The sequence below is a fragment of the Azospirillum sp. UENF 312511 genome (assembly GCF_058780635.1).
The window spans coordinates 1,174,852-1,201,433 of record NZ_JBSNCG010000001.1; the positions used below are offsets into that span (position 1 = coordinate 1,174,852).

General features: G+C 67.6%; 28 protein-coding genes. 18 read left to right on the forward strand and 10 right to left on the reverse strand.

Features of this window, described 5'->3' with window-relative positions; all coding sequences use genetic code 11:
- Window positions 1-196: 196 nt before the first annotated feature.
- The 11 genes from ACWPN7_RS05355 (at window position 197) to ACWPN7_RS05405 (ending at window position 9,599) form a co-directional block, all read left to right on the forward strand.
- Complete coding sequence (locus ACWPN7_RS05355; protein WP_200475248.1) at window positions 197-1,201, forward strand: hypothetical protein; 1,005 nt, start codon at window positions 197-199, stop codon at window positions 1,199-1,201.
- The gene (locus ACWPN7_RS05360; protein WP_040134066.1) at window positions 1,198-1,614 is read left to right on the forward strand and encodes a phage holin family protein; all 417 of its coding nucleotides are present in this window, start codon (window positions 1,198-1,200) and stop codon (window positions 1,612-1,614) included. Before ACWPN7_RS05355 ends, ACWPN7_RS05360 begins: the two co-directional genes overlap by 4 nt.
- 8 nt (window positions 1,615-1,622) lie before the next feature.
- Entirely contained in the window at window positions 1,623-2,615 is a 993-nt protein-coding gene (locus ACWPN7_RS05365; protein ID WP_063922674.1) for a hypothetical protein, read from the forward strand.
- A gap of 275 nt (window positions 2,616-2,890) precedes the next feature.
- Window positions 2,891-3,373 (forward strand): SUF system Fe-S cluster assembly regulator, encoded by a 483-nt coding sequence (locus ACWPN7_RS05370; RefSeq protein WP_349620320.1) that lies wholly within the window; start codon window positions 2,891-2,893, stop codon window positions 3,371-3,373.
- A 49-nt stretch (window positions 3,374-3,422) separates the two neighbouring features.
- Window positions 3,423-4,910 carry a Fe-S cluster assembly protein SufB gene (gene sufB / locus ACWPN7_RS05375; protein WP_137105143.1) on the forward strand — a complete coding sequence of 496 codons (1,488 nt, stop codon included), beginning with the start codon at window positions 3,423-3,425 and terminating at the stop codon, window positions 4,908-4,910.
- A 32-nt stretch (window positions 4,911-4,942) separates the two neighbouring features.
- Window positions 4,943-5,695, forward strand: coding sequence for a Fe-S cluster assembly ATPase SufC (sufC, locus tag ACWPN7_RS05380; RefSeq protein ID WP_040134065.1), 753 nt, complete (start codon window positions 4,943-4,945; stop codon window positions 5,693-5,695).
- 2 nt (window positions 5,696-5,697) lie between these two features.
- Window positions 5,698-7,053, forward strand: coding sequence for a Fe-S cluster assembly protein SufD (sufD, locus tag ACWPN7_RS05385; RefSeq protein WP_459196811.1), 1,356 nt, complete (start codon window positions 5,698-5,700; stop codon window positions 7,051-7,053).
- A gap of 14 nt (window positions 7,054-7,067) precedes the next feature.
- Window positions 7,068-8,330: a cysteine desulfurase gene (locus ACWPN7_RS05390; protein ID WP_040134064.1), complete on the forward strand. Its 1,263-nt coding sequence runs from the start codon at window positions 7,068-7,070 to the stop codon at window positions 8,328-8,330.
- Entirely contained in the window at window positions 8,327-8,794 is a 468-nt protein-coding gene (sufU, locus tag ACWPN7_RS05395; RefSeq protein WP_014197141.1) for a Fe-S cluster assembly sulfur transfer protein SufU, read from the forward strand. Before ACWPN7_RS05390 ends, sufU begins: the two co-directional genes overlap by 4 nt.
- Window positions 8,795-8,817: 23 nt before the next feature.
- On the forward strand, window positions 8,818-9,225 hold the full coding sequence (locus ACWPN7_RS05400; RefSeq protein WP_014197142.1) for an iron-sulfur cluster assembly protein: 408 nt from the start codon (window positions 8,818-8,820) through the stop codon (window positions 9,223-9,225).
- A 17-nt stretch (window positions 9,226-9,242) separates the two neighbouring features.
- Window positions 9,243-9,599: a HesB/IscA family protein gene (locus ACWPN7_RS05405; RefSeq protein ID WP_014197143.1), complete on the forward strand. Its 357-nt coding sequence runs from the start codon at window positions 9,243-9,245 to the stop codon at window positions 9,597-9,599.
- A 54-nt stretch (window positions 9,600-9,653) separates the two neighbouring features.
- Here the strand turns inward: ACWPN7_RS05405 and ACWPN7_RS05410 are convergent, their stop codons facing one another.
- Complete coding sequence (locus ACWPN7_RS05410) at window positions 9,654-9,950, reverse strand: type II toxin-antitoxin system RelE/ParE family toxin (RefSeq protein WP_145700253.1); 297 nt, start codon at window positions 9,948-9,950, stop codon at window positions 9,654-9,656.
- Window positions 9,947-10,195: a CopG family ribbon-helix-helix protein gene (locus ACWPN7_RS05415; RefSeq protein WP_103039095.1), complete on the reverse strand. Its 249-nt coding sequence runs from the start codon at window positions 10,193-10,195 to the stop codon at window positions 9,947-9,949. Before ACWPN7_RS05415 ends, ACWPN7_RS05410 begins: the two co-directional genes overlap by 4 nt.
- A 173-nt stretch (window positions 10,196-10,368) precedes the next feature.
- On the opposite strand from ACWPN7_RS05415, the gene pepN reads away from it, so the two are divergent.
- On the forward strand, window positions 10,369-13,026 hold the full coding sequence (gene pepN, locus ACWPN7_RS05420; RefSeq protein ID WP_459196812.1) for an aminopeptidase N: 2,658 nt from the start codon (window positions 10,369-10,371) through the stop codon (window positions 13,024-13,026).
- Between the two features lie 85 nt (window positions 13,027-13,111).
- Here the strand turns inward: pepN and ACWPN7_RS05425 are convergent, their stop codons facing one another.
- From ACWPN7_RS05425 to ACWPN7_RS05435, 3 genes are all read right to left on the reverse strand, one after another.
- A complete protein-coding gene (locus ACWPN7_RS05425; RefSeq protein ID WP_035676169.1) occupies window positions 13,112-13,492 on the reverse strand; it encodes a c-type cytochrome in 381 nt (126 codons plus the stop codon).
- 129 nt (window positions 13,493-13,621) lie between these two features.
- A complete protein-coding gene (locus ACWPN7_RS05430; protein WP_407823887.1) occupies window positions 13,622-14,332 on the reverse strand; it encodes an SRPBCC family protein in 711 nt (236 codons plus the stop codon).
- Window positions 14,333-14,434: 102 nt separating this feature from the next.
- A complete protein-coding gene (locus ACWPN7_RS05435; protein ID WP_040134058.1) occupies window positions 14,435-14,896 on the reverse strand; it encodes a hypothetical protein in 462 nt (153 codons plus the stop codon).
- 239 nt (window positions 14,897-15,135) lie between these two features.
- Between ACWPN7_RS05435 and folK the strand changes: the two genes are divergently transcribed.
- The 3 genes from folK to ACWPN7_RS05450 all read left to right on the forward strand — a co-directional run bounded on the left by folK (window position 15,136) and on the right by ACWPN7_RS05450 (window position 16,499).
- Complete coding sequence (gene folK, locus ACWPN7_RS05440) at window positions 15,136-15,642, forward strand: 2-amino-4-hydroxy-6-hydroxymethyldihydropteridine diphosphokinase (RefSeq protein ID WP_040134057.1); 507 nt, start codon at window positions 15,136-15,138, stop codon at window positions 15,640-15,642.
- A gap of 83 nt (window positions 15,643-15,725) precedes the next feature.
- Window positions 15,726-16,133, forward strand: coding sequence for a dihydroneopterin aldolase (locus ACWPN7_RS05445; RefSeq protein WP_247874871.1), 408 nt, complete (start codon window positions 15,726-15,728; stop codon window positions 16,131-16,133).
- A 207-nt stretch (window positions 16,134-16,340) separates the two neighbouring features.
- The gene (locus ACWPN7_RS05450) at window positions 16,341-16,499 is read left to right on the forward strand and encodes a hypothetical protein (protein ID WP_175428731.1); all 159 of its coding nucleotides are present in this window, start codon (window positions 16,341-16,343) and stop codon (window positions 16,497-16,499) included.
- A gap of 127 nt (window positions 16,500-16,626) precedes the next feature.
- Here the strand turns inward: ACWPN7_RS05450 and ACWPN7_RS05455 are convergent, their stop codons facing one another.
- From ACWPN7_RS05455 to ACWPN7_RS05470, 4 genes are all read right to left on the reverse strand, one after another.
- A complete protein-coding gene (locus ACWPN7_RS05455) occupies window positions 16,627-16,986 on the reverse strand; it encodes a hypothetical protein (RefSeq protein WP_040134056.1) in 360 nt (119 codons plus the stop codon).
- Window positions 16,987-17,227: 241 nt separating this feature from the next.
- The gene (locus ACWPN7_RS05460) at window positions 17,228-17,488 is read right to left on the reverse strand and encodes a hypothetical protein (RefSeq protein ID WP_040134055.1); all 261 of its coding nucleotides are present in this window, start codon (window positions 17,486-17,488) and stop codon (window positions 17,228-17,230) included.
- A 151-nt stretch (window positions 17,489-17,639) separates the two neighbouring features.
- Window positions 17,640-18,506 (reverse strand): universal stress protein, encoded by an 867-nt coding sequence (locus ACWPN7_RS05465; RefSeq protein WP_051658193.1) that lies wholly within the window; start codon window positions 18,504-18,506, stop codon window positions 17,640-17,642.
- A gap of 138 nt (window positions 18,507-18,644) precedes the next feature.
- Complete coding sequence (locus ACWPN7_RS05470; protein WP_459196813.1) at window positions 18,645-20,228, reverse strand: bifunctional aminoglycoside phosphotransferase/ATP-binding protein; 1,584 nt, start codon at window positions 20,226-20,228, stop codon at window positions 18,645-18,647.
- A gap of 297 nt (window positions 20,229-20,525) precedes the next feature.
- Here ACWPN7_RS05470 and ACWPN7_RS05475 point away from each other — a divergent pair, with 297 nt between their 5' ends.
- The 3 genes from ACWPN7_RS05475 to ACWPN7_RS05485 all read left to right on the forward strand — a co-directional run bounded on the left by ACWPN7_RS05475 (window position 20,526) and on the right by ACWPN7_RS05485 (window position 22,831).
- Window positions 20,526-21,050, forward strand: coding sequence for an acyloxyacyl hydrolase (locus ACWPN7_RS05475; RefSeq protein WP_459196814.1), 525 nt, complete (start codon window positions 20,526-20,528; stop codon window positions 21,048-21,050).
- A 162-nt stretch (window positions 21,051-21,212) separates the two neighbouring features.
- Window positions 21,213-21,755 carry a DUF2934 domain-containing protein gene (locus tag ACWPN7_RS05480; RefSeq protein WP_040135378.1) on the forward strand — a complete coding sequence of 181 codons (543 nt, stop codon included), beginning with the start codon at window positions 21,213-21,215 and terminating at the stop codon, window positions 21,753-21,755.
- Between the two features lie 113 nt (window positions 21,756-21,868).
- A complete protein-coding gene (locus tag ACWPN7_RS05485) occupies window positions 21,869-22,831 on the forward strand; it encodes a DMT family transporter (protein ID WP_040134053.1) in 963 nt (320 codons plus the stop codon).
- Window positions 22,832-22,892: 61 nt separating this feature from the next.
- Here the strand turns inward: ACWPN7_RS05485 and ACWPN7_RS05490 are convergent, their stop codons facing one another.
- Entirely contained in the window at window positions 22,893-26,468 is a 3,576-nt protein-coding gene (locus ACWPN7_RS05490; RefSeq protein ID WP_349620325.1) for a hybrid sensor histidine kinase/response regulator, read from the reverse strand.
- Between the last annotated feature and the right edge of the window lie 114 nt (window positions 26,469-26,582).

The following is a 26,582-nucleotide window of genomic DNA, read 5'->3' on the forward strand; positions in this document are numbered from 1 at the left end:
CCGTCCAATTCCGACAGCGCTCCCGGAATCGGCTCCGGCAACCCCGCGTTGCTTCGCAGGAACGCAGTACACACCCTGGAACTCCGATGCCCATGAGGGTGTTTGATTCCCGACATCGGACGCCGCCAAGTGCGGCGAATTGCCGCAGGCTGCGGACCGGCACAGACCCGCAGCCGACCCCCGAGGAGGAAAACAGATGGCAGACCGCGATACGTTGGGCACCGGCGAACCGAACCGCAAGACGCCGGACCCGATGGCAAGCAGTGGAGCGAACACGGGAATGGGGAACGACCGTTCGCAAAACCGGGGTTCCTCCGACGACATCAACCGCATGGCCGGCGAGGCCGCCGATGCCGGCCGCGACACCCTTGGCGCCGCGCAGGGCCGCATCCGCTCGCTTCTGGAGACGCAGACGGACCGCGCCGCCGACCAGTTGGGCAGCGTCGCCAACGCGCTGCACAAGGCCGCGGAGCAGCTGAACGACGAGAACAACGGCACCGCCGCCCATTACGCCGGGCAGGCCGCCGACCGCGTCGAGCGGGTGGCCGACATGCTGCGCAACTCCACCGTGGACGACATGGTCGGTCAGGTGGAGCGCTTCGCGCGGCGTCAGCCGGAGGTCTTCGTCGGCGCGGCCTTCGCCGTGGGCTTCCTGTTCGCCCGCTTCGTCAAAAGCTCCGGAGAACGGCGATTTCGTGGCGCGTCGTCGTCGCATCTGACCGGCGGCTATGCCCGGCACGACCGCAGCCGTGGCGGTCATGACCAGGACCATCACGACTACCGTGACTTCGGCCTGCGTGGCGCCGACCGCGCCGGACAGGAGGCCCTGCGCACCGACCATGATCTCGCCGGCCATCGCCGGACAGGAACCGGCGGCATCGGCGGCGCGACCTCCTCGGAAAGCACCGGCGCGGTGCGCCCGAGGGCTGGCTTGTCGTCCGGCATCGCCTCCTCCGGCATGACGTCGGCGACGGCGATAACGTCGGCCGGCGGCGGGATCGGCCGCAACCAGGAGAGCCCGCGTCCGCTGAACACCGCCACCGCGGCGACCACCGCCGCCCGCACCCGTGACGCCGCCGAAATGGTCGCCGGCACCACGCCCAGCGCCACGCCCGGTTCCACACCCGGTTCCACACAGGGCAGCACCACCGAGTCCAAGCCGGTGTCCAGCAACAACCCGATCCAGGGGATCAAACCATGAGCGCTGCGGAGGACCGTTCCTACGATCCGCGGCAAGACCGTCCCATCGCCGGCCTGTTCGCCGATCTGGCGCGGGAGACCACCAACCTCGCCCGCACCGAGATCGAGCTGGCCAAGGCCGAGTTGACCGAGAAGGCCGGACAGGCGGCGGGCGGCGCGGCTTATGTCGTCGCCGGCGGACTGATCGCCTTCGCGGGCGTTCTGGTCCTGCTGGCCGCGGCGGTGCTGGCCCTGTCGAAGGTGATCGAGCCCTGGCTGGCCGCCGTCATCGTCGGGGCCGTCGTGCTGATCATCGGCGGCGTGCTGGCGATGATCGGCAAGAAGCGGCTCAGTCCGGAGAATCTCCAGCCGCAGCGCACCATCGAGACGCTGCGTGACGACAAGCGCTGGGCCCGCTCCCAGCTTGCCCGATGAGCGGCCCAATGAGCGAGGGGTCAAGGAACGGCGGTGAAAAGGGGCGCGAAACGCCCCGCGACTACGACGCGATGCAACGGGAGATCCGCGAACGCCAGGCCCGGATCGGCGACACGATCCAGGTCCTGAAGCGAAAGACCGCGCGGCTCGCTCCCCGTCACCTGATGGAGCAGACCATGAACCGGATGCACACCACCACCGGCGGCTACGGCGAACGCGCCCAGGACCGCTACTACGAGCCGATCCGCAACCAGTCCCACCAGCGGTCCCACTCGGTCGGCGAGACCATGCGCAGCAACCCGATTCCGCTCGCCATGATCGGCATCGGTCTGGGCTGGCTGGCCCTCACCGCCTCGGGCTACGACCGGCGCATCGCGCGCAGCGGCGCGATGCACAACGTCCGCGACCGCGCCGGCAGCGCCGCGCAGTACGCCCGCGACACCTTCTACAGCGCCGGCGGCACCGTGCGCGAGGCGGCCAGCCACGCCTACGAGCGCGCCAGCGATGCGGCGAGCCACGTCTACGAGCGGGCGAGCGACGCCGTGGACGAGGCCGGCGACCGCGTGCGCGGGCTGACCGATCAAGCCCGTGACCGGGCGCACGACATGCGCCGGGACATGAGCAGCCGCGTGGACAGCCACATCGGCAACCATGGCGGCAACCATGGTGGCGCCAGCCATTTCCGGGCATCGGACCGGCTGCACAGCGCGACCGGACGTTTCTGGGAGATGGTGGACGACCACCCGATGGTCGCCGGCATCATGGGCGTCGCGCTCGGCGCCGCGCTCGGCGCCAGCATCCCGTCATCGCGCTATGAGGACCGCTGGGTCGGCGACTACGCCGACGAGGCGACGAGCCGCGCCAAGGAGATGGCCCTCGACGCCATGGACCGCGGCACCCGCGCCGCCCGCGCGGCGGTCGAGGCCGCGAAGGAAGAGGTCGGCGACGCGGTGAGCGCGGCCAGCGACGCGGCCCGGGAAGAGGCGCGCAAGCCGGGCTGATCCGGCTTCTCCCGTCGGCTCCCTTCGGGTTCCACGCTGACTGCACCGGCCCCGCGGCCTCAACCGCGGGGCCGGTTTTTCGTTGTCCGACCACCCCGCATAGTTTCCCGTGGGTGGAGTCCACCCGCGACAGTTCGCCGCAGCGTGCGCCGGGCGCAGGCCTGCCATCCTTATACCCGAGTGTTTTTCCCGGTTATCCCGCTCCGGTTCCGCTTGACAAAGGTCCTATGATGGCCACTTAATCAGGACCAATTTAGTCCTGTATCGGGGTGGTCATGATCCGGCTGAGCAAGCTGACCGACTACGCCATCGTCGTGATGAGCGAAATGGCGCGCCATGTGGGCACGGTTCACACCGTCTCCCATCTGGCGGAGCGCACGGGCGTGCCCTCCCCCACGGTCGCCAAGCTCATGAAGACGCTGACCCCGGCGGGCCTCACGACCTCGCACCGCGGCGCCGCCGGTGGTTATGCGCTCAGCCGCGCCGCCGATGCAATCTCTATCGCCGAGATCATCACGGCGCTCGACGGCCCGATCGCGCTGACCGCCTGTGTCGAGGGCGGCGACAGCCAGTGCGGCGTGCAGCGCCTGTGCCCGATGCGCGGCGGCTGGGAGAAGGTCAACAGCGCCATCCGCGGCGCGCTCGAACAGGTGACGCTGGCCGACATGATGGGACCGCCCGCCTGGGCGGAGAGCCCACCCGGTCCGCTCGACAGCATTGGAGCCGGCCCCAGCCCGGCACGGCGCGCCGCCGTCTGACGTTTCGGCGCCTTCATCGGACAACGCTTTCAGGGAACGAGAGACAAGCATGGCCGCCACGACCGAAACCGTCGAACAGGTCCGCGCCGTCACGGAGCAGAAGTACAAATACGGCTTCACGACGGACATCGAATCAGATGTCGCGCCCAAGGGCCTGAACGAGGACACCGTCCGCTTCATCTCCGCCAAGAAGGAGGAGCCGGAATGGCTTCTCGAATGGCGCCTGAAGGCGTTCCGCGTCTGGCAGGAGATGGAGGAGCCGCGCCACTGGGCGAAGCTGTCCTACCCGCCGATCGATTATCAGGACGCGCACTATTACGCCGCGCCCAAGATGAAGGACCGCCCAAAGTCTCTGGACGAGGTCGATCCCGAACTGCTGAAGACCTACGAGAAGCTGGGCATCCCGCTGCGCGAGCAGGAGATCCTGGCCGGCGTCGAAGGGGCCGAGGGCAAGAGCCCGGCCATCGCCGTCGACGCCGTGTTCGACAGCGTCTCGGTCGCGACCACCTTCAAGGCCAAGCTGGAGGAGATGGGCATCATCTTCTGCTCGATCTCCGAGGCCGTGCACAAGTGTCCGGAGCTGGTTCAGAAGTATCTCGGCTCGGTCGTGCCCTACACCGACAACTTCTACGCGACGCTGAACTGCGCGGTCTTCACCGACGGCAGCTTCGTCTACATCCCGAAGGGCGTCCGCTGCCCGATGGAGCTGTCCACCTACTTCCGCATCAACCAGGCCAACACCGGCCAGTTCGAGCGGACGCTGATCATCGCCGACGAGGGCAGCTACGTCAGCTATCTGGAAGGCTGCACGGCGCCGCAGCGCGACGAGAACCAGCTGCACGCCGCGGTGGTCGAGCTGGTGGCGCTGGACGACGCGCAGATCAAATACTCGACGGTCCAGAACTGGTATCCCGGCAACGCGGAGGGCGTCGGCGGCATCTACAACTTCGTGACGAAGCGCGGCGCCTGCCGCGGCCGCAACTCCAAGATCTCCTGGACCCAGGTGGAGACCGGTTCCGCCATCACCTGGAAGTACCCGAGCTGCATCCTGCAGGGCGACAATTCGGTGGGCGAGTTCTATTCGGTCGCCATCACCAACAACTTCCAGCAGGCCGACACCGGCACCAAGATGATCCACATCGGCAAGAACACCCGCTCGACCATCGTGTCGAAGGGCATCTCCGCCGGGCGTGCGCAGCAGACCTACCGCGGGCTGGTGAAAATCCTGCCGAAGGCGGAGGGTGCCCGCAACCACACCCAGTGCGACAGCCTGCTGATCGGCGACCAGTGCGGCGCCCACACGGTGCCCTACATCGAGAACCGCAACCGCACCGCCCGCGTCGAGCACGAGGCGACGACCGCCAAGATCAGCGAGGACCAGCTCTTCTACTGCCGCCAGCGCGGCCTGTCGGAAGAGGACGCCGTGTCGCTGATCGTCAACGGCTTCTGCAAGGAAGTGCTGAAGGAGCTGCCCATGGAGTTCGCCGTGGAAGCCCAGAAGCTCGTCGGCATCAGCCTCGAAGGCAGCGTCGGCTGACCGCCCACCGTATCGCGAAGGAAGAAGAAACGATGATCGAGATCAAGAACCTGCACGCCACGGTGGACGGCAAGGAAATCCTCAAGGGCATCGACCTGACGATCAACCCGGGTGAGGTGCACGCCATCATGGGGCCGAACGGCTCGGGCAAGAGCACGCTCAGCTACGTGCTGGCCGGCCGCGACGGCTATGAGATCACCGAGGGCTCGGTGAGCTTCTTCGGCAAGGACCTGCTGGAGATGGAGCCGGAGGAGCGCGCCGCCGCCGGCCTGTTCCTGGCCTTCCAGTACCCGGTCGAGATCCCCGGCGTCGCCAACACCACCTTCCTGAAGTCCGCCCTGAACGCCATCCGCAAGCAGCGCGGCGAGCCGGAGCTGGACGCCATGCAGTTCCTGAAGCTGGTGCGCGAGAAGACCAAGGCGCTGAACATGACCGACGAGATGCTGAAGCGCGCGGTCAACGTCGGCTTCTCAGGCGGCGAGAAGAAGCGCAACGAGACGCTCCAGATGGCCGTCCTCCAGCCGAAGTTCGCCATCCTCGACGAGACCGACAGCGGCCTGGACATCGACGCGCTGAAGATCGTGGCCGAGGGCGTGAACGCGCTCCGCTCGCCGGAGCGGTCGATGCTGGTCATCACCCACTACCAGCGCCTGCTCGACTACATCGTGCCGGACCATGTCCATGTGCTGGCCTTCGGCAAGATCCAGCGCTCCGGCGGCAAGGAGCTGGCGCTGGAGCTGGAGAAGAACGGCTACGCCGAGTTCGGCGTGAACGAGGCGGCCTGACCATGGCGACGACAACCCTCACCAAGGCACCGCGGGGCTACGACCCGGCGGCGGCCAAGCCCTTCCTGGAGCAGTTCGACCGGGTCAAGGACGGCCTGCCCGGCACCGGCCTGTCCTGGCTGACCGACCTGCGCAGCCAGGGCCATGACCGCTTCGCCGCGCTCGGCCTGCCGACCGTCAAGAACGAGTCCTGGCGCTACACCAATCTGCGCGCGCTCGACAAGCTGGCCTTCCAGCCGGCGGCCGTGACCGGCGAGGCCGTCCGCTTCGACGTGCTGCCGACCGTGCGCACGGAGGGCACGACCGGACCGCGGCTGGTCTTCGTCGATGGGCGCTTCCGGGCGGAGCTGTCCTCCACCATCGGCCTGCCGGCCGGGGTCGAGCTTCTGAACCTCGCCGACGCCCTGACGCGCAAGCCCGATCTGGTGGCCGAGCATCTGGGCCGCATCGCCGCCCCGGACGATCAGCCGCTGGTCGCGCTGAACACCGCCTTCCTGGCGGATGGCCCGGTCCTGCATGTGCCGCGCGGCGTCACGGTGGACGAGACCATCGAGCTGGTCTTCGTCTCCGTCGGCTCCGAGGCGCAGCCGACCGCCTTTCACCCGCGCGGCCTGATCGTCGCGGAGGCGGAGTCCCGCGCCGTGATCGTCGAGCATCACGTCGGCCTGGGCTCCTGCACCACCCTGTCGAACGGCGTGACCGAGGTCTTCGTCGGCGAGGGCGCGTCGGTCCACCACTACAAGGTCCAACGCGAGCACGCGGAGTCCTTCCACCTGTCGCACACCGCGGCGAAGGTGGCCGGCAAGGGCGTCTACGACAACTTCATCCTGACCATCGGCGCCAAGCTGTCGCGCAACGAAGTGAACAGCGTCCTGGACGGCGAGGAAGGCGACACGCATGTCAGCGGCGCCTACATGGTGCGCGGCGGCCAGCATGTCGACACCACGACCTTCATCGATCACGCCAAGCCCTGCTGCACCAGCCGCGAGGTCTACAAGGGCGTGATCGACGATCAGGCCCGCGCCGTCTTCCAGGGCAAGATCATCGTGCGCCCCAACGCGCAGAAGACCGATGGCTACCAGCAGAACCGCGCGCTCCTGCTCTCCGACACCGCGGAAATCGACGCCAAGCCGGAGCTGGAGATCTACGCCGACGACGTGAAGTGCAGCCACGGCGCCACGGTGGGCGAACTGGACGACGACCAGCTCTTCTACCTGCGCGCCCGCGGCATCGACAAGGCGGCCGCCCGCGGCCTGCTGATCGGCGCCTTCCTGTCCGAAGCGCTGGAGGAGATTGCCGAGGAGAGCGTCCGCGACGCCTTCCAGAGCTACGTCGCCGACTGGCAGAACGCGCGCTGAGGAGGGACCCGGATATGGACACCCAGATCACCCTCCCCACCTTCGATGTGGAGCGCGTCCGCGCCGACTTCCCCATCCTGTCGCGCACCGTGCACGAGCGGAAGGGCAAGCCCGGCAAGCCGCTCGTCTATCTGGACAGCGCCGCCTCCGCGCAGAAGCCGCGGCAGGTCATCGACGCCATGACCCGCTTCCTGGAGGAGGATTATTCCAACATCCACCGGGGCGTCCATTTCCTGTCGCAGACCGCGACCGACCAGTTCGAGGAGGCCCGCCGCAAGGTCGCCCGCTTCCTGAACGCCCCGTCGGAGCGCAACATCGTCTTCACCCGCAGCGCGACCGAGGCCGTCAACCTCGTCGCCCACAGCTATGGCCGGACCTTCCTTTCGGAAGGCGACGAGATCATCGTCTCGGTCATGGAGCACCACGCCAACATTGTGCCGTGGCAGCTCCTCCAGATGGACAGGGGCATCCGCATCCGCGTCGTCCCGGTGGACGAGCATGGCGTGCTGGACCTGAACGCCTTCGAGGACCTGCTGTCCGATCGCACGAAGCTGGTGGCGATGACCCACTGCTCCAACGTGCTGGGCACGGTGACTCCGGCCAAGATCATTGCCCGCATGGCGCACGAGCGCGGCGTGCCGGTGCTGTTCGACGGCAGCCAGGCCGCGGTGCACGGCGTGGTGGACGTACAGGACATCGACGCCGACTTCTACATCATGACCGGCCACAAGCTGTACGGCCCGACCGGGACCGGCGTGTTGTACGGAAAGTACGATCTGCTGAAGAAGATGCCCCCCTACCAGGGCGGCGGCGACATGATCGAGAGCGTCAGCTTCGAAGGCACCACCTTCAAGGCCCCGCCGGCCCGCTTCGAGGCCGGCACCCCGGCGATCACCGAGGTGATCGGTCTGGGCGTGGCGCTGGACTACATGGAGACGCTGGGCCGCGAGGCCATCGCGGCGCACGAGCATGACCTGCTCCAGTACGCCACGCAGCAGCTCTCCCAGATCGACGGCCTGCGCGTCTACGGCACCGCGCCGGGCAAGGGTCCGATCATCTCCTTTACGCTGGAGGGCGTGCACCCGCATGACCTCGGCACCATCGTGGACCAGTACGGCGTCGCCGTGCGCGTCGGCCGCCACTGCGCGGAGCCGCTGATGGACCGTTTCGGTGTCGGCGCCACTGCGCGGGCCAGCTTCGCCCTTTACAACACGCGGGCGGAAGCCGACGCTCTGGTCGAATCGGTGATCGCGGTGAAGGAGTTCTTCGGAGCATGATGGACGAACTGCGCGAGCTGTACCAGGAAGTGATCCTGGACCACGGCAAGAACCCCCGGAACTTCCGGCATCCCGACGATGCCAACCGGGAGGCCAAGGGGGAGAACCCCATGTGCGGCGACCGCTTCATGGTCTACTTGAAGCTGAAGGACGGGGTGGTCGAGGATGTGGCCTTTCAGGGCCGCGGCTGCGCCATCTCCACCGCCAGCGCGTCCATGATGACCGAGGTGGTCAAGGGCAAGACCGAGGCGGAGGCCAAGGCCCTGTTCGAGACCTTCCACGACCTCTGCACCAAGGACGACCACGACCACGGCGACCACGGCCCGGTGGACGAGGACGCCATGGAACGACTGATGGTGCTGTCCGGCGTCCGTCAGTTCCCGGTGCGCGTGAAATGCGCCACCCTCGCCTGGCACGCGATGAACGCGGCCATCGAAGGCGAGGACAAGGCGAGCAGCGAGTAAGTTGCAGGAAACGGTGAAACGCGATGCCCGATGACGCGATCTCCAAGGAAGCCGACGCCGCGGAGGCCAAGCCGATGAACCAGACCGAAGCGGACATGGCCGCGGCCAAGGCCGCCTACGACCCGCGCGCCGCGCTGAGCGAGGCGGTGATCTCGGCGCTGAAAAGCTGCTACGACCCGGAAATCCCCGTGGATATCTGGGAACTCGGGCTGATCTACCGCGTCGACATCGGCCCGAACAACGAGGTCGAGATCGACATGACCCTGACCAGCCCGATGTGCCCGGTGGCCGGCGAACTGCCGATGCAGGTTCAGCAGGCGGTTGAGTCCGTCGAGGACGTCACCACATGCAAGGTGGAACTGGTTTGGGAACCGCCCTGGCGCCAGGACATGATGTCCGAGGTCGCGCGGGTCCAACTGGACATGTTTTAAGGAGGCGAAGATCCCCCATGGCTACGGCTTCTACGGCTTCTCTCCCCAAGGCCCTTTCCATCACCGACGCCGCCGCGGAGCGCGTGCGGATGCTGATGGCCAAGGCGACCGACGACTACATCGGCCTGCGCATCGGCGTGAAGGCGAAGGGCTGCTCCGGCCTCAGCTACGACGTGCAGTACGCCAAGGAAAAGATGAAGTTCGACGAGGTGGTGGAGGATAAGGGCGTCACCGTCCTGATTGACCCCGCCGCCGTGATGTTCCTGATCGGCAGCGAGATGGACTACGTCGACGACAAGTTCCAGACCGGCTTCGTCTTCAAGAACCCGAACGAGAAGGGCCGCTGCGGCTGCGGCGAGAGCTTCCACGTCTGAGGTTGCGGATCGCCGTTGAAAAAGCCCCTGTACTGTTTGGACAGGGGCTTTTTTTTATTCGTCAGGCCAACGCATGGCGCCGTGAATGATGCGGAGAATGGCAACGGCATCGTCCGTTCCGTCTCCATCGATCAGATAGACGATGATGTAAGGCAGGCCAGGAACCACCAGTTCCCGCGTTCCTGGGACACGTCCGGTCCGCCCGATCCTGGGCGTGCCGCCGATGCGCTCAACAGCGTCCAGTACTTTGCGGCCAACAATCCCCGCTGCGCCAGGATTCCGCTGCTCGATCCACTCACAAATGCCAAGAAAGTCGTTCCGCGCCGGTTGTGTCCAGCGAGGTTGCTTCATCGAGCTTGGCCATAGCGGCGTTCGAAATCCGCGATGACATCGCTATGCTCGACCGTCTCGCCGGCCCGCCAAGCGGTGATGCCGTCCTGAACCGCCGCTGCAAACTGTTCTTCGGTGCGGACAAAGGCCTGCAACGCCTGTTCGATCAAAACATCCTTGGACCAGCCATGCTCGTCCGCAAGCCGTTGCAGGCTGGCGTTGAGGTCCTCGCTGATTTCGGCATTCACACGAACGGTTTTGCCCATCGTCCACCTCCACGCTCCATGATAGTCACGCTCCACATCGCCGACAAGCGCGGCACCGTTGTTTCCCGTTGGGGAACACCCCCTGTCCAACGGCACTCCGCGTCCCCACTCTCCATGCTAGAGTCCGTCTCCGCGACGCCGACACGGCCAAAACAAGGTTAGAGAAAAGCCCCATGGACAAAGGCACGCCCAAGGCCATCCGCCTGCAGGACTATCGCCCGCCCGCGCATCTGATCGACACGGTCGATCTGTTCTTCGACCTCGGCGAGGAGGTGACCACGGTCCGCGCGCAGCTCGGGCTGCGGCGCAACCCGGCGTGCGACGGCGCGGCGGCGCTGCCACTGACGCTGGACGGGCAACGGCTGGAACTGATGTCCGTGGCGCTGAACGGGCAGCCGCTGGGCGATGCCGATTACACCGTCACGCCGGACCATCTGACCGTCCACAGCGTGCCGGAGACCTTCACGCTGGAAACCGTCGTCCGCATCAAGCCGCAGGAGAACACCGCGCTGGAAGGGCTCTACAAGTCCTCCGGCAACTTCTGCACCCAGTGCGAGGCGGAGGGCTTCCGCAAGATCACCTATTTCGCCGACCGGCCCGACGTGATGGCCCGCTACACCACCACGATCACCGCGGACAAGGCACGCTATCCGGTGCTGCTGTCCAACGGCAACCTCATGGAATCCGGCGACCTGCCCGACGGGCGCCACCGCGCGGTGTGGGAGGATCCCTTCCCCAAGCCCTGCTACCTGTTCGCCCTGGTCGCCGGCACCCTGGTGCACCAGGAGGACCGTTTCCGCACCGCGTCCGGCCGCGACGTCACCCTGCGCATCTATGTCGAACCGGGGAACGAGGACAAGGTCGACCACGCCATGCGCTCGCTCATCAAGTCGATGCGCTGGGACGAGGAGGTGTTCGGGCTGGAATACGACCTCGACATCTTCAACATCGTCGCGGTCGGCGACTTCAACATGGGGGCGATGGAGAACAAGTCCCTCAACGTCTTCAACACCAAATACATTCTGGCGAAGCCGGAGACCGCCACCGACCAGGACTTCCTGGGCATCGAGGCGGTGGTGGCGCACGAGTATTTCCACAACTGGACCGGCAACCGCGTCACCTGCCGCGACTGGTTCCAGCTGTCGCTGAAGGAAGGTCTGACCGTCTTCCGCGACCAGGAATTCTCCAGCGACATGAATTCGCGGGCTGTCAAGCGCATCGCCGACGTGCAGCGCCTGCGCACCGTGCAATTCCCCGAGGATTCCGGCGCCATGGCGCATCCGGTGCGCCCGGACAGCTATGTGGAGATCAACAACTTCTACACCCCCACGGTCTACGACAAGGGGTCGGAAGTCATCCGCATGTACCACACGCTGCTGGGGCCGCAGGGCTTCCGCAAGGGCATGGACCTGTATTTCCAGCGTCACGACGGGCAGGCGGTCACCTGCGACGACTTCGCGGCGGCGATGTCCGACGCCACCGGCGTGGACCTGACCCAGTTCAAGCGCTGGTACCGGCAGGCCGGCACGCCGGAACTGGACGTCACCGGCGCCTATGACGAGGCGGCCAAGACCTACCGGCTGACCGTCAAACAGACCGTGCCGCCCACCCCCGGGCAGCCGGTGAAGGAGCCGATGCACATCCCGCTGGTCATGGGGCTGCTCGGTCCGGACGGGGCGGACCTGCCGCTGCGATTGACGGGCGAGGCGGAACCCGCCGGCACCAGCCGCACCCTGCACATCACCGAGGCCGAGCAGACCTTCACGTTCGTCGACGTGCCGGCTCGCCCGGTTCCGTCGCTGCTGCGCGGCTTCTCCGCCCCGGTGAAGCTGCGGGCCGACCTGACGGACGGCGACCTGACCTTCCTGATGGCCAACGACAGCGACGCCTTCAACCGCTGGGAGGCCGGGCAGACGCTGGCGACCCGGCTGCTGCTCTCCCTCGTCGCCGACCGGCAGGCCGGGCGGGAGCTGGCGCTGCCCCAGAGCTTCATCGACGCGGTGGGCGCCGTCCTCAAGGACGCCGACCAGGACCCGGCCTTCGCCGCGCAGGCCCTGGTGCTGCCGACCGAGAGCTACCTCGGCACGCAGATGGAGGTGATCGACCCCGACGCCATCCACGCCGTGCGCGAGTTCGCCCGCCGCCGGCTGGCCGAAGCGCTGCGGCCGGGCTGGCTCGACACGCACCGCCGCAACGCGGGCAATGAGCCGTTCTCGGTGGACGCCGCCGCCATCGGGCGGCGCGCGCTGAAGAATCTGTGCCTCGCCTACCTGATGGCGCTGGAAGACGAAGAGGCGCTTGGCCTCTGCCTCGGCCAGTATCGTGGCGCCCAGGCGATGACCGACGTGATGGCGGCGCTCCAGTTCCTCAGCAATTCCAACGCGCCGGAGCGGGACGAGGCCATCGCCAGCTTCTACGAGCGCTGGAAGGGCGAGGCACTGGTTGTCGATAAGTGGTTCGGCGTGCAGGCGACCTCGCACCGGCCCGACGCCCTGGAGCGGGTGACGGCGCTCCTCGCCCATCCCGCCTTCGAGATCCGCAATCCGAACAAGGTCTACGCCCTGATCGGCGGCTTCGCGGGCGGCAACCCGGTGCGCTTCCACGACACCAGCGGGGCGGGCTATCGCTTCCTCGCCGATCAGGTTCTTCGGCTCGACCCGATGAATCCGCAGGTGGCAGCGCGCATGGTCGGTCCTTTCTCGCGCCTGCGCCGCTACGACGCGACGCGACGCGCCCTGATGAAGGCCGAACTGGAGCGCATCGTCGCCACGCCGGGCCTGTCGCCGGACGTCTTCGAGGTGGCGAGCAAGAGCCTGGAGGCGGCCGGCTGACCGGACGAGGCTGACGCAAAAGGAAAGGGCCGGAGGGTTTCCCCTCCGGCCCCTCTCCCACCCCCGCGCCGAAACGCGGGCGTCTTTACTTCTGCTCGCCCAGGAATGCGATCAGATCGTCCACCTTGCCGGCGTCCTTGATGCCCGCGAAAGCCATCGTGCCGCCCGGAACGACTTCCTTCGGGGCGGTGATGTAGGCCTTCAGGTTGTCCGGGGTCCAGACCAGACCACCGGCGGCCTTCTCCTGCATCGGCTTGGAGTACTTGAAGCCGTCGATCGAAGCGGCCGGGCGACCGACGACGCCGAACAGCGACGGACCGACCTTGTTCTTGCCCTGCTCGGCGGTGTGGCAGGCCATGCACTGCTTGAAGACGTCCTTACCGGCGGCGGCATCAGCGGCCTGCGCGGCGCCCGCGCCCATGGCAATGCCGGCGATCAGAGCGGCGCCCAGGATATGCTTGTTCATTGGTCAGATTCCCCCTTCCGGATGAAGCCGGCGTTCGGATGCCGGCAGGTTCGGGCGCAGCATACACATTCTGTGGTTAAGGCCAACCCCCCAACGTGTCGCGCCCACAGCACAAACACCAAATACGGGTTATTTCATCCAGGCGAGAAGAAGGACAAGAACGGCCACCACGACCAGCGCCGCCCAGGGCACATAGAAGCCGCCGCGCCCTCGGGCCGCGGGAAGCGGAATGGGGATTTCCGGCGCGGGCGCCGCGACGGCGGGCGTCACCGGTTGTGGAGCGGCGCCGCTCCTGGCAGCACTCTGGGCAGTGGGCCTCGCAACGGCTTCGGGAGCCGATACGGCGACCATCTCGGGGGCTGGTCCGGCAACCGGTTCGGAAACCGCTTCCGGCTGCGGTCCGCCGACCACCGCCGTGAAGCGGTTGAAGAAATCGTCGGCCATCTTGCGCGCCGTGGCGTCCACCAGGCGTGAACCGATCTGCGCCAGCTTGCCGCCGACCGTGGCGTGGGCGGTGTAGGACAGCACCGTCGCCGCCTCGCCGTCCGGTTCCAGCGAGACCTTGGCGCCGCCCTTGCCGAAGCCGGCGGCCCCGCCGGAGCCTTCGCCGGTGATGGTGTAGCCGTTGGGCGGGTCGAGGTCCGACAGCGTCACCTTGCCGGAAAACTTGGCGCTGACCGGTCCCACCTTGGCGACCACTTTCGCGGTGAATTCCGTGTCGGAGGTCTTCTGCACCTCCTCGCAGCCGGGAATGCACTGGCGAAGGATGTCCGGGTCGTTCAGCGCCGCCCACACCTTGTCCCGCGGGGCCGTGATGCGCTGGCTGCCGCTCATGTCCATGACGTGGTCCTCCCCTGCTTTTTTTCACAGCCAAGCCATAGCCGGACGATACGGCAAGGCCGCAACCGGCGACAGTCCCCCTTTCAGCCAGGACGGGACGGTTCACCGCGGGGCGGGCGGCACACAGTTCTGGACGATCGGCGTGCAGGCGGACAGCGAGGCGTTGCCCGGGTAGGACACCTGCTCCACCACCCCGCCCGGCCCCAGGACGAAGGTGGCCTCGCACATGCCGGGAGACGAAGAACCGAGAGGGAGCCCGAATCCCAACCCGACACCGACGCCGCTGGAACCGCCGCCTCCGAAACCGCCGACGCCGATGCTGCTGCCGCCGAGCGGACTGATCGCCACGCCGGGGTCGGAGACGTAGGTGTAGTATTCCCGTCCGCCGGCCTGGGCCTGCCGCGCCGGAACCCCGGCACAGGCGAGCAGCCTTTCCTTCGGCATGCCCACCAGTTCGGTCTGGGCGCGCCGGGCGATCTGCGGGTCCGGCCCGGTGGCGCAGGACGCCAGAAGCGCCCCGGCCATGCCCAGAAGCGCCACCGTCCCACCATGCCGAAGCGTCATGACCCTACCCTCCCCTGCAGCATCGCACGACTGGCACAACCCCGCCCACCGCTTGCGGTTCCCGGAGAAAGCCGGCTACCTAAACCGGAGCGTGCTTACTGCCGGTCCGGCCATCACCCGGCGCCGATCCCCGGGGCCGAATGGCTGGTTTCGGATGTGAGGACGCTTTGACGGTTGATGGAACGGAGGATCGTGGTATGACTGACAATGGTATGGTTTCGACTAGCGACGGTTCTGCGATGACCACGGTCTACCTTGCGCTCGGCAGCAATCTCGGCGACCGCGCCGCCAATCTGGCGGCCGCGCAGCAACGGCTCGCCCCGCAGGTCCGCATCACGCTGACGTCGCCCGTCTACGAAACCGCACCGATGTACGTGACCGACCAGCCAGCCTTCCTGAACATGGTGCTGCGCGCTCAGACGGCGCTCGGCCCGTGGGAGCTTCTCCGCCACCTCAAGGCTGTCGAGGCGGAGATGGGCCGTGATCTGGACGGCGGCCTTCGCTTCGGGCCGCGCCCCATCGACATCGACATCCTGTTCTACGGCGAGTTGGTGATGTATGCGCCGGAGCTGGAGATCCCCCATCCCCGCATCGCGGAGCGCGCCTTCGTCCTGGCCCCGCTGGCCGACATCGCCGGCGGCCTCCAGCACCCGGCCATCGCGCGCAGCGTCGACGATCTTCTGGCCACCGTGCCGGGCCGCGACACGGTGGTCCGCACCGGCACGGAGCTTCCGGTAACGGTCTGACCTTGCCGAAAGGACGGGCGCCTGCGCTATAGTGGGCGCGGCGCAGCGACGAGGCGGCCGCCACCCGCCAGGAGATGTCTTTTTTGCCCAACGATCCCGTTTCCCGACCCCTCGGCGCCGATGTTTGCGGCGCGGCGGCGACCTACACCATCCTGCTGCGCGACTTCACCGCCTCCGTGTCGATCGCCGGACGGCCCGGGCGGCCCACCGTCCATATCAGCCTGGAGTTGAAGGTCAGCCACCCCGGCCTGAGCTTCCCCGACGACATCACCGCCGTCATGTCCTACGAGGACATCGTGGAGGATCTGCGCCGCCTGTGCGCGCAGGAAGCCGTGCCCGGCCCCGACTATCTGGCCGATCAGGCCGCCGCCCTGTGCCTGGCCCACCCGAAGGTGCGCCAGGTGCGCGTCGACGTGGAACTGCCGTCCCTGCTTCCCGACACCGCCGGGGCCGGAGTGACGATCACGCGGAACCGCGACGCGGACAACTGACCCCGACAGCACTCTCCCTTCGCGGTACCTCCCATGCCGGTATAGGCATCCTTGCGATGTTCAGGCATGAACACTCAGCGCTTTCTTACCCTTGCATAGACCGAGACAGTTTATTTCGCGATGCAGCATCATTGCGAAATACCGTATCTTCCGTAAAATAGAATCGACGCCGCCTCAAGGCCGGCCGGAATGCACAGGGAGGGTAACATGGACCATTTGACGGCTCCGACCCTGTCGGAAATCCTGGACGAGCCCATCATCGTCGCCCTAATGAAACGGGATGGGATGACCGCCGAGACGCTCCGGCAACTTCTCGATCAGGTCGGGCGGAACTTGCGCGACCGCGAGGAGCAGCTGGCCGCCTGAACGGCGAAATCCGGCACGGCGAAACCCGGCAGCCCGAGCGAATCCAGCCCATGCATCTGCCGGACCGGCGGCGCGTCCGACCGAGGCGGACCGGCTCGGATGCCGGGGTGCACCCGGTGAAGGGCGCTCAGCGGACGGAGACGATGCGGAAGGGACGCTGCACACCGTCATGCTCGGTGATGGAGATGTATTCACCCTCCACCAGCGTGTGACGGTCGAAGCGGAAAATCGGTTCGTCGTCGTCGCTGTCGTCGGCGTCGTAATCGAACAGCCAGCCCTTGCCCCGATGGACCAGATGGCCGGTCTGCTCGTCCTCCCCGCGCCAGAAACGGCGGACCGTGCACACAGCCTTCCGATCGCACCATTCCTCAAGGTCAAGATGACCGTCCGACGTCAGCGGGGCGGTGAATTCATAGCCGTGCTCCGCGCTGCCTTCCGGATGGTCGGTGGTGCGGGCCAGTTCGAGGCGGATTGTCTTCAAGGGCACGGGCGTCGTCCTTTGTGCTGGCAGCGGAACGAGACTGCGCGTCGCAGGCGGACGACGGTTGGGGGAGCGCGATCGACGCGCTCCCCACCGCCCCCCCGACGCGAACTCGCCGATGCCAACCGAAAAGGGGGGCGGTTGTTCCGCACCTCCCCACACCCGGCCCTGCACCCGGCTCGCCGTCATGGCGCAGGCGGGGTGCAGGCGGGGCGTTTCCTTCCTGTCACCGGCTCGTGCCGCCCGGCTAAAGGGCCGGGTGCTGCTGCACGAAGCTGTCCAGGACCACCGTCAACTGACGGGCATGGACGGTCTGCCCATGGCTGCGGGCCCGGTCGATGTCCTCGCGGATGATGCGGGCGATCCGGCGGATGCCCTCGGCGTCGTGGGCAAGGCAGCAACCCAGCTCCACCGCCAGGATTTCCGGCAGATGCTCATGTTCCGCGATGGCGTCGATTTCCGCTTCGGTCAGATCGCTGAGCGCGATGCAATCGTCGATCGTCAACATGGCGCGTTCCCTTCCCGATTGCCGGGCCTTGCCCGGACCGGAGTCCGGGTGGCCCTTGTGGTTGAAAACCATCGGCGTGGAGGGCGCCCACCATTGCGGCGCCGCGCGTCGGATCGGAAAAGCCCGGCCTTTTAAAAGAGAGGCCCTTGGATCAGTGGGCCATCAGCACGGGCAGGCCGGCGTGATTCAGCACATAGCGGGTCACGCCACCCAGGATCATTTCCCGCATCCGGCTGTGTCCGTAGCCCCCCATCACGAGGAGGTCGGACCCAAGTTCCGTGGCCTTGTTGATGATGGCTTGGCCGACGGGTTCCGATCCCGGCTTCAATATGGTTACCTGAACGTTAACGCCGTGCCAAGCGAGATAGTGGGCGATGCGACGACCTGCCGCAGCCTGGGTGTGCGAGGTCTCGGCGGTCAGGACGTGGACGGTGTCCGCGCCGGTCAGGAAGGGCATCGCCCCGGCCAGGGCGCGCACCGATTCGGGGCTGCCGTTCCAGGCGAGCGCCACCGTGCGCCCGATCTCGTCCGGCAGGGTGGCGGGCGCCAGCAGCAGCGGACGGGCCGCCCCCAGCAGGGCGCTTTCCACCGTGGCGTAGGCCTGGGTGTTGCTGTCGAGCGTGGTGTGGGCGAAGACCAGCAGATCGGCCAGCCGCCCCTCGCGCGGCACCACCTCCTCGACGCGTCCGGTTTCCTCGCGCCACTGGGCGGTCGGCGCCTCGACGCCGGTGGGGATGTCGCGCAGTTCGATGTCCGCAGCGCGAATCACATCGTCGAAGGTCCGGCGGGCGGTGTGGAGGTGGGTCTTCGACTCCCCTTCGGCGGCGCGCATGATCTCTTCGACCATCGCGCCGGACATGCCCTCGCCCAGCATGGGCACGGCGTCGCGCGGGTCCAGCGACACGAACAGGGCGTCGACATGGGCGTCGAATTCGCGCGCGATCTTCAGCGCGGCGTTCAGCGCCACCGTGTCGCCGTCGAGTCCGGCCAGCGGCACAAGGATCGTCTTGAGTGACATGATCTCCCCCCGGGCCGTTTCCGCCGGCCCATCTTCTGGACGGTGCCTGTCGGAACGGCGGCTGGATGCACCGTTTCCAGCGCCGCGCCGCCCGTAGTCTAGACCATGGGGAACCGGCGGCGCCCGTTCCACCTGGAATTACACCAGTCGCTCCAGCACGGCCGCAAGCGTTTCCCCCGCATCCCTGCCAGCATTCGTGCGCAGCCATTCAAGCGGGCCCAGATCATAGACAGTCTGCCGCTCGGCCACCTCCGCCGTGGCGTCGGAGGCGTCGCCGCGGCGGCCGGCGATGCGGGCGATCCGCGTGTCCAAGGGGGCGTCCAGCCAGATCCCGTCGAATCGCACGCCGGCCTCCGCCGCGAGAGCGGCCGCGGCGGCCCGCTCCTCCGGACGGGCATGGACGGCGTCCAGCACCACGGCGTGTCCAGCCGCCAGCGCCGTCCGCGCCCGCTCCAGAAGCCCGGCATAGACCCGCTCGGTCACCGCCGGCGTGTAGGCCTCGGCGGGGAGCCGCTCCGTCTCCCCGATCCCGAACAGCCGCTTGCGCAGCGCGTCGGAGCGCAGGACCACGGCCCCCGGCGAGGCGCCCAGCGACGGCGCCAGAGCACGGGCCAGCCGCGTCTTGCCGCTGCCGGACAGGCCGCCGATGGCGACCAGCCGCGGCGGCGGCGGTTCCAGCGCCGCCACGGCGTGTTCCAGATAGGCTGCCGCCTCCCGTTCCAACCGCCGCGCCGCGTCCTCGTCGGGGCGGAGCGCCGCCGTGCTGGCGGCGACCTTGGCACGGATGGCCGCCCGCGCCGACAGGAACAGGGGCAGCAGCGCCAGGGCGCCGTAATCCTCAGCCGCGTCCAAGCTGCGGTTGAGGAAGGCGTTGCCAAGCGGACGAAGGCCCCGCCGCTCCAGATCCATCAGCAGAAAAGCGAGGTCGTAGGCGACGTCGATGACCGCCAGCCGCTCGTCGAATTCGATGCCATCGAACAGCACCGGCTTTCCATCCAGCAGCACGATGTTCCGCAGATGCAGATCGCCGTGGCAATGCCGGACGAAGCCGCCGCGCCGCCGCTCCTCCAGCAGCGGGGCCAGACGGTCCAGCGCCTCCGCCGACAGCTCGCCCAGCCGCTCCACACGCGCCGGCGGAAACAGGGACGATCCGGCGCGCAGTTCAGCGATACTGCCCTCCACCACCTCCCGCATCGCCACCGCCCCGCCACTGTCCGGGCGCGGCTCGGCGGCGGCGTGGAAGGCGGTCACGGCGTCGGCGAGGTCGCGAATCAGCGCGTCGTCGAGACCCCCACGCTCCGCCATGCGGTCCAGCAGGGCGTCCTGCGGAAAGCGGCGCATCACGACCAGCCAATCCAGCGCCGTTCCACCCTTCGCTTCCTCGCCACCGAAAGCGAGACTTCCGTCCGACCGTCGCACCACCGAGTCCAGTCCGAGATAGAGCGACGGCGCGGTGCGCCGGTTCAGGCGCAACTCCTCCACACACGCCATGCGCCGCCGCTCGACCGTCGAATAATCGAGATAGGGATAGCGGACCGCGCGCTTCAGCTTGTAGGCGCGGTCTCCGGCCAGGAAGACGATGGCGGCGTGGGTTTCGACACGCTGCACCGCCGCCCCGCCATGGCTCGCCGGATCGGCGAGAAAGGCGGCCGCCATCGGAATCGAACCCGGCGTCGGGCCCGGCGCCGGGTCCTGCTTCGGATCGGAAGCGGCGTGCTGCATGGCGAAAGTCTAGCACGCTCCGGGCGTCCCCGATGAGCCCCGCAAACCGCCTAGGCCTCCGCAAACAGGGCAGCCCTTCCACCATTGACGCGGAGGGCAGCGCGCACGACATCTGGGAGTAGCCCCGTTACGCGCTTGCGCGGAGGTGCGGCGCGACGCGTAATGCCACAACCGCGCCGTGATCGGGCGCGGTAGACTGGAGCAGCCGGAGTAGGACCGTCAACGATCGATCGGGAGCAGGCCGCCGTGCGTCATGGGACCTCGTGCCTCTGTCTGGTGGTTGCCGCGGCGGGCCTCATGCTCTCCGAATCCGCGGGCGCGCAGACCCTGTCGATGCCCGAAGACCGCATCGGCAACTGGAAGATCGGCGGACTCGCCTACAGCGTCGGGGAAGCACCGGACACCAAGTTGTCCGACCTGCACAACAAGATCCGCATCGGCTCCTCCCTCCTGCCCAAGCTCGACGGATACGCGGAGGTGCGCCCCTGGGTGTCGCTCGGCCCCAGCGCGCCGGACGGCAGCCTGTACGGCATGGGCGGCATCCTGATCGACGTTCCGCTGGGAGGGTCCTCCTTCGTCTTCACGCCCAGCGTCGGAGCCGGAACCCTGCCGGTCACCCCACGCGACTCCGCGGCGACGGGCAGCGTGGTCGAATTCCGCTCCCAGCTCGAACTCGGCTACCAGTTCGAGAACAAGGCCCGCTTCAGCCTGGGCTACAGCCGCATCGACACCAGTGGACCAAACGCGGACGCCGCGGCGCCGGCCAACAACGTCTTCGGACTCTACTACCGCATGCCGTTCGGGGCGTTCACCGGACGCTGACAGCCCGCCGCTTGTTTTGCAGCGCAACATGACCATCCGCGAATCACTTGACGTTTGTTTTGACGCGGAGGCTGCGCAAAGGGGTTGGCAATACTCGCCTTAACCACTTGTTAATGACGGCTGGTTCTATTGACCTCGGGGACCAACGCCGGGGATTCGATCATGGCCAAGCGCAAGACCGCCACCGCAAAGACCGTCGAAGCCGCTCCGTCGCTTGAAGCGGCCGAGGCGCTCGCCACCGACACCGGGGCGGAAATCGTCCTGAACACCAATTTCGCGGCCATCGAGCAGGACGCGGTCGCGCTGCTGCACGCCGCCAGCCTGCTGGTCGAAGCCGACACGCCGGAAAAGGCGAGCCAGGCGCTGGACCACAATCTGCGCCTCTGGGTCGCCATCAAGACGGTGCTCCAGAACGAAGAGAACACCCTGGAGTCCGAGGTCAAGGCGAACCTGCGCAACCTCGCGCAGTACGTCACCGTCACCACCATGGAAGCGACCCGGGGCTCGATCGAGGCGAGCAAGATGGTCTCGCTGTCGCGCATCAACATGCACATCGCGGAAGGCCTGCTGCACGGCCAGAAGAACCGCATGGTGCAGGAGCGCGCCTATGAGATCTGGGAGCGCGAAGGCCGTCCGAACGGGCGCGAGATGGACCATTGGCTGCTAGCCGAAGCCGAAATCGCCGACCTGCTGAACAACCGCTGACAACACGCCGCGGCCGGAACGGCATGACGCCGCAATCCGGCCATTCCGTCAGGACATGACCACCCGCGTCGCGGCAACGTGACGCGGGTGGTTGCGCTTGATAGCATCCGGGGGTGACCGCGCCTCCCCTCTCCCCCGCCCCCGCCCGTCCCGCGACGCCCCGCCACATCCGCGTGGAGAACATACCGCTCGGCATCGTCATGATGCTGGCGTCGGTGCTGCTGTTCTCCGTGATGAACGTGCTGGTGAAGCTGCTCTCGGAGACGTACCCCGTCATCGAGGTGACCTTCTTCCGCAACGCCATGGCGTTGATCCCGGTGGCGGTGGTCATCTCGCTGCAGGGCGGGTGGATCAGCAACCTGCGCACCGAGCGGCCGATGGGTCATGTCTGGCGCTCGGTCGTCGGGCTGACCGCCATGTCGCTGACCTTCTGGTCGTTCAATCTGTTGCCGCTGGGAGACGCGGTGGCGCTGAACTTCTCGGCCCCGCTCTTCCTCACCGCCCTGTCGGTGCCGCTGCTCGGCGAAAAGGTCGGCATTTACCGGTGGAGCGCGGTGCTGGTCGGCTTCGTCGGTGTCCTCATCATGGTCCAGCCGTCCGGCGAGATGCTGACCCATCTGGGGGCGCTGGTCGCGCTCGGCGCCGCCTTCTTCCAATCCTTCGCGATGGTGGCGATCCGCCAGCTCAGCAAGTCCGAGCGCGCCAACACCATCGTCTTCTACTTCACGGCGATCACCACCCTGATCCTGGCGCTGGTCATGCCCTTCGTGTGGGTCACCCCGCGCAGCCTGACCGATTTCGCCCTGCTGTCGGCCACCGGCGTCCTGGGCGGCGGCGCCCAGCTTTTCCTGACGCGGGCCTATTCGCTGGCCCCGGCGGCCGTGGTGGCGCCCTTCAACTACGCCGCGCTGTTGTGGGCCGTCCTGTTCGGCTGGCTGCTGTGGAACGAGATGCCGACCCTGCACATGGTGTCGGGGGCCGCCGTGGTGGCGGTGAGCGGCCTCTACATCCTGCACCGTGAGACGCGACGCCGCCTTCCCCCCAGCCCGCCCGCGATGGGTGGCGGCGGCGACTGATCGCCGAAGCCCGTTCGCCTCGTTCGGCCAACCCCATTCCGCCGGCCTTATTCCGCCGGCCTTATTCCGCCGGTTGCAGGGAGCGTTCCATGGCTCCGGCGAGCTGGCGCGGGGTCACCGGCTTGTGCATCAGGCCGAAGCCGTGACGCACGGCGTCGCGCTGGCATTCCGGACCGGTTTCCCCGGTCACGATGATCGCCGGGATCTCGGCGTCGAACAGGTTGCGGATGCCGAGGATGGCATCGGTGCCGACCTTGCCTTCGCGCAGGCGGTAATCGGCGATGATGATGTCGGGCTTGCGACTGACCGAGCGCAGCTTGTCCACCGCCTGTTCCCCCGATCCGGCGATCAGGACCTCGTACCCCCATTCGCGCAGGATGGCCTGAAGGCCAAGCAGCACGATGGCGTCGTCGTCGATGACCATCGCCAACCGCTCCTCCCCGCCGCCCGGCGCCATGGGGGCATGCCCCGCCGACGCGAGGTCCACGGGCTTTGGAGTCTCGCCCAACGGCACCTCGATGGCGAAGACCGACCCCACGCCGGGCGTGGAGCGGACGGTCACCGGATGGTCCAGAAGCTGCCCGATGCGCTGCACGATGGCGAGGCCCAGCCCAAGCCCCTGGCTGCGGTCGCGTTCCGGGTTGCCGACCTGATGGAACTCCTCGAAGATGCGGGGCAGTTGTTCGCCTGAGATGCCGATGCCGGTGTCGGCGACGGTGATCCGCATGCGCCCGTCCACGACCGTGCAGGTGATGGCGATGCTGCCCTGCTCCGTGTAGCGGATGGCGTTCTCCACGAGATTGCGGATCATCCGGCCCAGCAGCACCCGGTCGGAGCGGATGTTCAGCGGACACCCCTCCATCGTCCAGTCGAGCCCCTTGCCACGGGCCACCGGGGCATAGCCCGCCGCGATGTGGTCGAGCAGCAGCGCCACCGGAAAATCCTCCAATGTCGGCTTGACCACCCCGGCGTCCAGGCGCGACACGTCGAGCAGGCTGTCCAGCAATCCCTTCAGCGCGTCCAGACCGCTCTCCAGCAGGCGCAGCGCCTTCATCCCCTTCTCCCCCTGGACGTGGCCATGCAGCGCCCCGGAGAACAGGAACAACGACTGCATCGGCTGGCGCAGGTCGTGGCTGGCCGAAGCGAGGAACTTGGACTTGGACAGGGCTGCCCGTTCCGCCTCCTCCTTGGCGCGGCGCAGGGCGTCCTCGGCCTCCAGCCGGTCGGTCACGTCGGTGTTCGTGCCGAACCACAGAACGACGGCACCGTCGGAATCGTGGACGGGCAGCGCCCGCGACAGGAACCAGCGGAAGGCACCGTCCCGCCCGGCCATGGGGAAGGTGTCCTCCCACGGTTTCCCCGTCCGAAGGGACCGCTGAAGACTGGCGGTGACGCGCTCGGCGTGGTCGGCGGGAAGGATTCCGTCCCACAGAGGACCGGAAGCGGCGTCCGCGCCCTCGACGACGCCCGTATAGTCATACCATCTTTGATTGTACCAAAAGATCCGCCCATCCGGACGGGCCATCCAGGCGAGCTGCGGGATGGAGTCCGCCAGCGTGCGGAAGCGCAGCCCGACCTCCTCCGCCTCCTCCTTCGCCGCCTGCATGGCATCGCGCGCCTCGAAGATGTCGGTGATGTCGGTGGAGGTGCCGAACCAGCGCTCTTCCCCGGTTTCCGGGTCGGTGATCGGCAGGGCACGCTGCTTGAACCAGTGGTAGCTGCCGGCGGCGCTGCGGATACGCGCCTCGGTGTCGAAGATCGTCCGCGCTTCGACCGCCTGTATCCAGATCGTGAGAAGGCGCTGTCGATCGTCGGGATGAACAGATTCGGACCAGCCGAAATCCCGTGCCTCCTCCGCCCGCTGGCCGGTGTAGGACAGCCATTGCTGGCTGAGGAAATCGCAACTGCCGTCCGCCCGGCAGGTCCAGACCATCTGCGGCAGCGCTTCCAGAAGCGTGCGGTAGCGGTGTTCGCTGGCGCGCAGGGCGGCCTCCGCCGCGCGGTGGGCGGACACATCGCGGAAGTAGATGGACAGGCCGCCGCCCGCCTGCGGATAGACGTTGAACATCGTCCAGCGCTGGAAGATGCCGGACAACGCCTCGAACTCCCGCGGCTGCTGGTCGGCCATGGCGGCCTCGAAGGTGCGGATGACGGTGTTGCCGGCCACTTCGGGAAACAGATCCAGCAGGCAGCTGCCGACGAGATCCGCGCGCGGGCGCTCGAACATCTCCTGGGCGCGCTTGTTCACATAGGTGATCCGCCAATCGCGGTCGATGGCGTAGAAAGCGTCGCCGATGCTCTCCAGGATCTGGTTCGCCTGTTCCACCGCGCGTTCCAGCGCCCGCTCGGCGAGAAGGCGCTTGCTGATGTCCTGGAAATAGATGGCCAACCCGGCGGACGACGGGAAAACCCGCAGGAAGAGCCAGACGCCGAGCGGGGCGAAGTAAGCCTCGAACTCGTCGGGATGGCGGTCCCTCATGGCGATGTGCAGGCGGTCCCACAGCACCGTCCCCATGGCGTCGGGAAAGGCCTCCCACAGCCGCTGTCCGGTCAGGTCGCTGCTGCCGGCCATCAGGCCGCGCGCACGTCCGTTCATGTAGACGATGCGCCAGGACCGGTCGACCTCGTAGACGCCGTCCGTCGTGCTTTCCAGAATGGCGTGGGATCGCCGGTCGGCCTCCGCCGCGGCTTCGGCCACCCGCGCGCGCCGCTCGGCCGCGGCGCGCCGGTCGTGGGAACGCACAAGCGCCCAGGCGACCAGCGCCGCCACCGCCAGCGCGCCCAGACCGCCGCCAGCGATCGTGTAGACCGTGCGCCGCGCCGCCGCCTGGATCGGCTCGGCCGGCGTGCCGAGGGCCAGGAGCCAGCCCGGCGCCGCCACGGAACCGGCCTTCGCCGACAGCACCTCCTGCCCTTGCTGGGTGCGGGACAGAAAGAACTCGTCGCCGGTCTTCAGCGCATGGGCGAGGGATTCGTGCGCCTGCCTCCCGACCACCGGGTCGAAGGCCGTTTCGGACCTCGACCGGGCGACGAACCGCCCGTCACGGTCGAGGAGCGCGACGATCCAGTTCGGCGTCGCCACCTGATCGATCAGGACCTGACGGAGGGACCAGGCCCGCACGTAGGCGGTCAGGACCAACCGCACCTCGCCCACGCCCCAAACCGGCACGCTGACGGCGAAGACCGGCTCCACCTTGCCGGTCGGGTCGGTTATGACGCCGCTGATCCAGACCTCCCCCGACCGGAACACACGGTCCGTCTGGACGGATCGGGCCGCAGGATCGATGGCGGCGGCTTCCGGCTCCTGCGGCCGGTGGAGCAGGTTGACGTCACCGTGGCGGTCGCGAACCTCCAGGGCGATCCAATCCGGACGCTGGCGCAGCGCACGTTCCGCCCGCTCCATCCAAACCGCGCGGTCGCCGATGTCGAGCGAACGGGCCGAGGACATGATTTCGAGCGCGCTGCGCGTCATAAGGACGCGCCCATCCACGGTCCGCACCGCCGCGTCGGTGGCATGGCGGATCAGTTCCTCGACCGACCGCTCCTGTTGACGGTCGACCAGCATGATCGCTGCCACCGCGAAGGCGACGAGTGGAAGAAGCGCCAGCAGGGCCACAAAGGGGAGACGAAGGCGCATACCCGATTTTCACAGACCGTTGACGCCGCCCACTATAGACAGACACTCAAGCGACTCCCACAAAATCCGCCCATCTATCACTATTTTCAGCAGGGACCGCGTGAAGTTCTTGGT